Below are 4,840 nucleotides of genomic sequence, written 5' to 3' on the forward strand. Positions count from 1 at the left end.
GACAACTGAGAGAGGTTAGCATGGCAAACAGGGATGTTTGCCAAGGCGGTGCTTTGTCAGGAACAAATCACAGCCGGTGCGTTAACAGCGAACGAAGGCGGAAGGCAGTCACATCGTGACCACTTGCGTAGTCGCCACGGGAGATGGTAAAGAGGGTTCGCGCCAACCCTCTTAACTCGGACGTAATCGCCGTATAGAAACAACCACAAAACAACAAAACGTCCGAAACCCAAACAACCAAAAAAATTTGAGGAGAGGGGTTTTTAAAGCCTAAAATCCCCCTAAATCTTCTTCGAAATTGGTTTTAAGCGAGTAATTAAGCGGTAATATTACATTCACCTTTACAAAAATTAACAATTAAACAGCCAAAATAAGTTGCATGGTTTTTTCCAATCACTATACTTTTATAGCATATTTATATGAATGGATAAATTTTATGTCGGTAGGCATAAAATTGTAAATAAATCATTAATTTAATTGACAGGAATGTCGGATATGTGTTATAATTTAAAACACCAAACACCAAACACCAAACCTGCCCAACCTATAATTTAACGTTAGTAAAGTTAAGCACGCACGGTCTATTATCTCATTACAATTTATTTTTCCAGCAAATTCGGCAAAATTTTTTAAAATTTCTTGGTTTAGCCTGTTTATCTCGGCCGATGGTTTTCATATTAACCGTGGTTGTTTTACTTTCTATTTCTTTTGCTAATCATGCATTAACCGCTAAAACGATTTATGTTATTCAAGGTTCAGCGCCTTATTTAACCTTCGATGGTGGTAGTACTCGGGTAACAAATACTGAAGCGCTACTCAGGATATCCCTTTCAGATGGAAGAACATTTACTCGGACAACCAATGATTCAAGTTTAGACAATCCTATCGAGTTACCGGTTGCTGGTCAGAGTTTTAATGATATTGGTATGTTGATACCAACTGATAAAAATTTAATCGAATTAAATTCTCTTATTGCATCACCCTATAATTATTGGGGGGATGATGATGGTGATGGTCAGGGGATTAATGGTGTCACTGCTACCGGTGGTTTATATTTAGATATTTTTGATAAAGACGGTTCTCGTGTTGCCCGTAATGAAGTGCTGTCTATTTGTAAAGCGCCATATAAATTAGTCTTATCTAATTTTGAAAGTAGATTAACAACACGTTATGGTGTGCCTAATGAAACTCGTTTTGAGCGAAGGAGTACCACTTATTATATTAATCCTAAGAAAGAATCATCGCCAGTGATTTGTTATGTAATGCCTAACATAAGTGGGTTTGGGTTGGGTGGTATTCCTGCTGACAAATGGTACCGTTATGGGAAGGGTTTTCTACCACAATCATTTACGCCATCGTCTTATGGTTCAAACTTCCCGACTACTGGTGCTAATAATTTGTATTTTGATTTAGTTATTGCCGGCACTAATCAGGCCTTATCTTGGGCTCCGGTTTCTCATGGTGGTATTACGGCGACGATGACCGATTCAACAAGTACCAGCGTTCGAGTCACCCTAACGGGTCCTGTTGCTACACCATCGCAATGGTCTTCAAATAATCCAGGTGAAATCGACAGACTATCTTTACCGCAGGTATTTGAGTTAGTTGGTCGTGATAGCAGTGGTAATGCGGTGGTCAAATATGGATTTGAGTTAAAGCAATGGTTTGTTAATCGTGGTGAAATTTATTATTCCTATCTTAGTACGAAATCTTGGTGTAATAATATTGGATACCGTCTCCCAACGGTCAGTGATTTAACTAATGCGACTTGTGAACCATGGCGGGACTGGCAGACTCAAGATGTGTGTGAAGGTGCAGAAGGTGCAACGCCTTCGTCACCTAATAAGTATTTCCGTCGTCACATTGGTGCAGGATTTTTCACGGAATGGGGGGATATGCGCTATTACGCTAATGCCCACTTCGGATACGCTAATCGCTACTTCGAATACGGCCATTGGACGCAAGATAGTGTGGGTGGTAATCCTTATCGTTTTTTTGTGGTTAACTCGTGGGATGGTACGATATATAACGATTATCCCTTCCCCAATTACGGACTCTGTGTCTATCCTTAACTATTATTTTTTAGTTCTTAGGTATTGAAGTTGAGGATAAAAATAACGTTAGGGCGATAAAAACGATTTTGTGGCGCGACATTGGCTATGTGCTGACAACTGAGTGAGGTTAGCATGGCAAACAGGGATGTTTGCCAAGGCGGTGCTTTGTCAGGAACAAATCACAGCCGGTGCGTTAAAAGCGAACGAAGGCGGAAGGCAGTCACATCGTGACCACTTGCGTAGTCGCCGCGGGAGATTGTAAAGAGGGTTCGCGCCAACCCTCTTAACTCGGACGTAATCACCGTATAGAAATAACCGCAAAACAACAAACGTCCGAAACTCAAACAACCAAAAAATAAAGAACTAAAAAATTTTGAGGAACGGGGTTTTTAAAGCCTAAAAATCCCCCTAAAGTTTCTCCAAAATAGGTTTTAAGGGCGTAATTAAAACGTAATATTACATTCGCCTTTACAAAAGTTAACAATTAAACCATCAAAAAAAGTTGCATGGTTTTTTGCAATCACTATACTTTTATAGCATATTTATACGAATGGATAAATTTTATGCCGTTAGGCTTAAAATTTTAAATAAATCATAAAATTGGATTGACAAGGATATCTGATATGGATTATAATTTTCAACACACAACACACAACACACAACCTGCCCAACCTATAATTTCACCTCTCTAAAGTTAAGCTCATACCGTTTATTACTTCACTGCAGTTTATTATTTCAGCAATTTCCAAAATTTCCGAAATTCCGGCAAAATTTTTCAAAATTTCTTAGTTTAGCCTGTTTATCTCGGCCGATGGTTTTGGTATTAACCATGGTTGTTTTACAGTCTATCTCTTTTTCTAACTATGCATTAACCACTAAAACAACCAATATTATTTATGGCTCAGCACCTTATTTAACCTTTGATGGTGGTCGAACTCGGGTAACAAATACCGAAGCGCTACTCGGGATATCCCTTTCTGATGGTAGAACATTTACTCCGACAACCAATAATTCGAGTTATAGAAATCCTATCATTTTACCTGTTGATGGTCAGAGTTTTAATGATATTGGTATGTTAGTACCAAGGAATACTAATTCTATTGCATTAAGTTCACTTATTGGCGCACCGTATAATTATTGGGGAGATGATGATGGCGATGGTCAGGGCGTTAATGGTGTCACCGCTACCGGTAGTTTAAATTTATCTATTGTTGATAAATGGGATCTAGCTGTGGCCCGTAATGAAGTGCTTAATATTTGTAAAGCGCCATATAAATTAACCTTATCTAATGGTAGTGGTACATTAAAAACACGTTATGGTGTGCCTAATGAAAGTCGTTTTAGTGCAAGTAATGCCGTTTATTATATTAATCCTAATCCTAATATATCATCGCCAGTGATTTGTTTTGCAAGACCTACCCCACAACCTGCTAATGGATATATTGTTCCTGCTTCCATTTGGGACAGGGATAAGGGGGGGTTTCTAACACAGTCAGTCACGCCGTCGTCTTATGGTTCAAACTTCCCGACTACGGGGGCTAATAATTTGTATTTTGATTTAGATATTAGAGGTAATAATCAGGCCTTATCTTGGGCGCCGGTTTCTCATGGTGGTATTACTGCAACTATGACCAATTCAACAAGTACCAGCGTTAAAGTCACCCTAACAGGTCCTGTTGCTACATCATCGCAATGGCAATCAGAAAATCCATATAGCATCGGTAGACTATCTTTACCGCAGACATTTGAGTTAGTTGGTCGTGATAGCAGTGGTAATGCGGTGGTCAAATATGGATTTAAGTTAAAGCAGTGGTTTGTTAATCGTGGAGGTAGGAAAGATTATACCTATTCTAGTATATCATCTTGGTGTAATAATATTGGATACCGTATTCCAAAGGTCAAGGATTTAACTAATGCGAATTGTGATTCACCATGTCAAAGTGCAAAGCCTTCGCCTTGGGTAGATTTTGCCGCGCATCACATTGGTGCAGGATTTTTCACGGAATGGGGGTCTATGGTCAATTACACTGGTGCCAACTTCCAAAGAGGGTACTATTGGACGAGTGATGAGCATCCTTATAGTGACCTCTATACGGTTAATTCGTTCGATGGTCGTATATACGCCAGTCGTAGGGATACCAACAATAACAGCGATAACAACAACAAACCATACGGACTCTGTGTCTATCCTTAGCTATTATTTCTTAGTTCTTAGGTATTGAAGCTGAGGATAAGAAAAATAACATTAGGACATTAAACAATCATTGCCTTGCCAAGGCAATGGCGTTGACGAAAAGGGCGTTAACAGCAAACGCAGGCGGAAGGCAGTCACATCGTGACCACTTGCGTGGTCGCCGCGGGAGATTGTAAAGAGGGTTGGCGCCAACCCTCTTAACTCGGACGTAATCACCGTATAGAAACAACCACAAAACAACAAAACGTCCGAAACTCAGCGAACCAAAAAAGTTGAGGAACGGGGTTTTTAAAGCCAAAATTCCGCCAATAAATCGCTAACATTAGTTATAACATCAGCTATTACTAATAATAAACGTTTATTTTTAGAAATTAGTTTAGTGCTTCCTATTTAGCGACATTCGCAATGTGCTGACAACTGAGCGAGGTTAGCATGGCAAACAGGGATGTTTGGCAAGGCTGTGTTTTGTCAGGAACAAATCACAGCCGGTGCGTTAAGAACGAACGCAGGCGGAAGGCAGTCACATCGTGACCACTTGCGTGGTCGCCGCGGGAGATTGTAAAGAGGGTTCGCGCCAACCCTCTTAACTCGG

At 40.0% G+C, this 4,840-nt stretch carries 2 protein-coding genes; both read left to right on the plus strand.

The features are described from left to right. Nucleotides 1-665: 665 nt before the first annotated feature. Nucleotides 666-2,072: a hypothetical protein gene (locus H3T83_RS11255; RefSeq protein WP_198195443.1), complete on the plus strand. Its 1,407-nt coding sequence runs from the start codon at nucleotides 666-668 to the stop codon at nucleotides 2,070-2,072. Between the two features lie 793 nt (nucleotides 2,073-2,865). Next, nucleotides 2,866-4,248: a hypothetical protein gene (locus tag H3T83_RS11260; protein WP_198215797.1), complete on the plus strand. Its 1,383-nt coding sequence runs from the start codon at nucleotides 2,866-2,868 to the stop codon at nucleotides 4,246-4,248. The last annotated feature ends 592 nt before the right edge of the window (nucleotides 4,249-4,840 follow it).

Origin of the sequence: Gilliamella sp. M0320, assembly GCF_016101635.1 — a bacterium.
GTDB classification, from domain to species: Bacteria; Pseudomonadota; Gammaproteobacteria; order Enterobacterales; family Orbaceae; genus Gilliamella; species Gilliamella apis.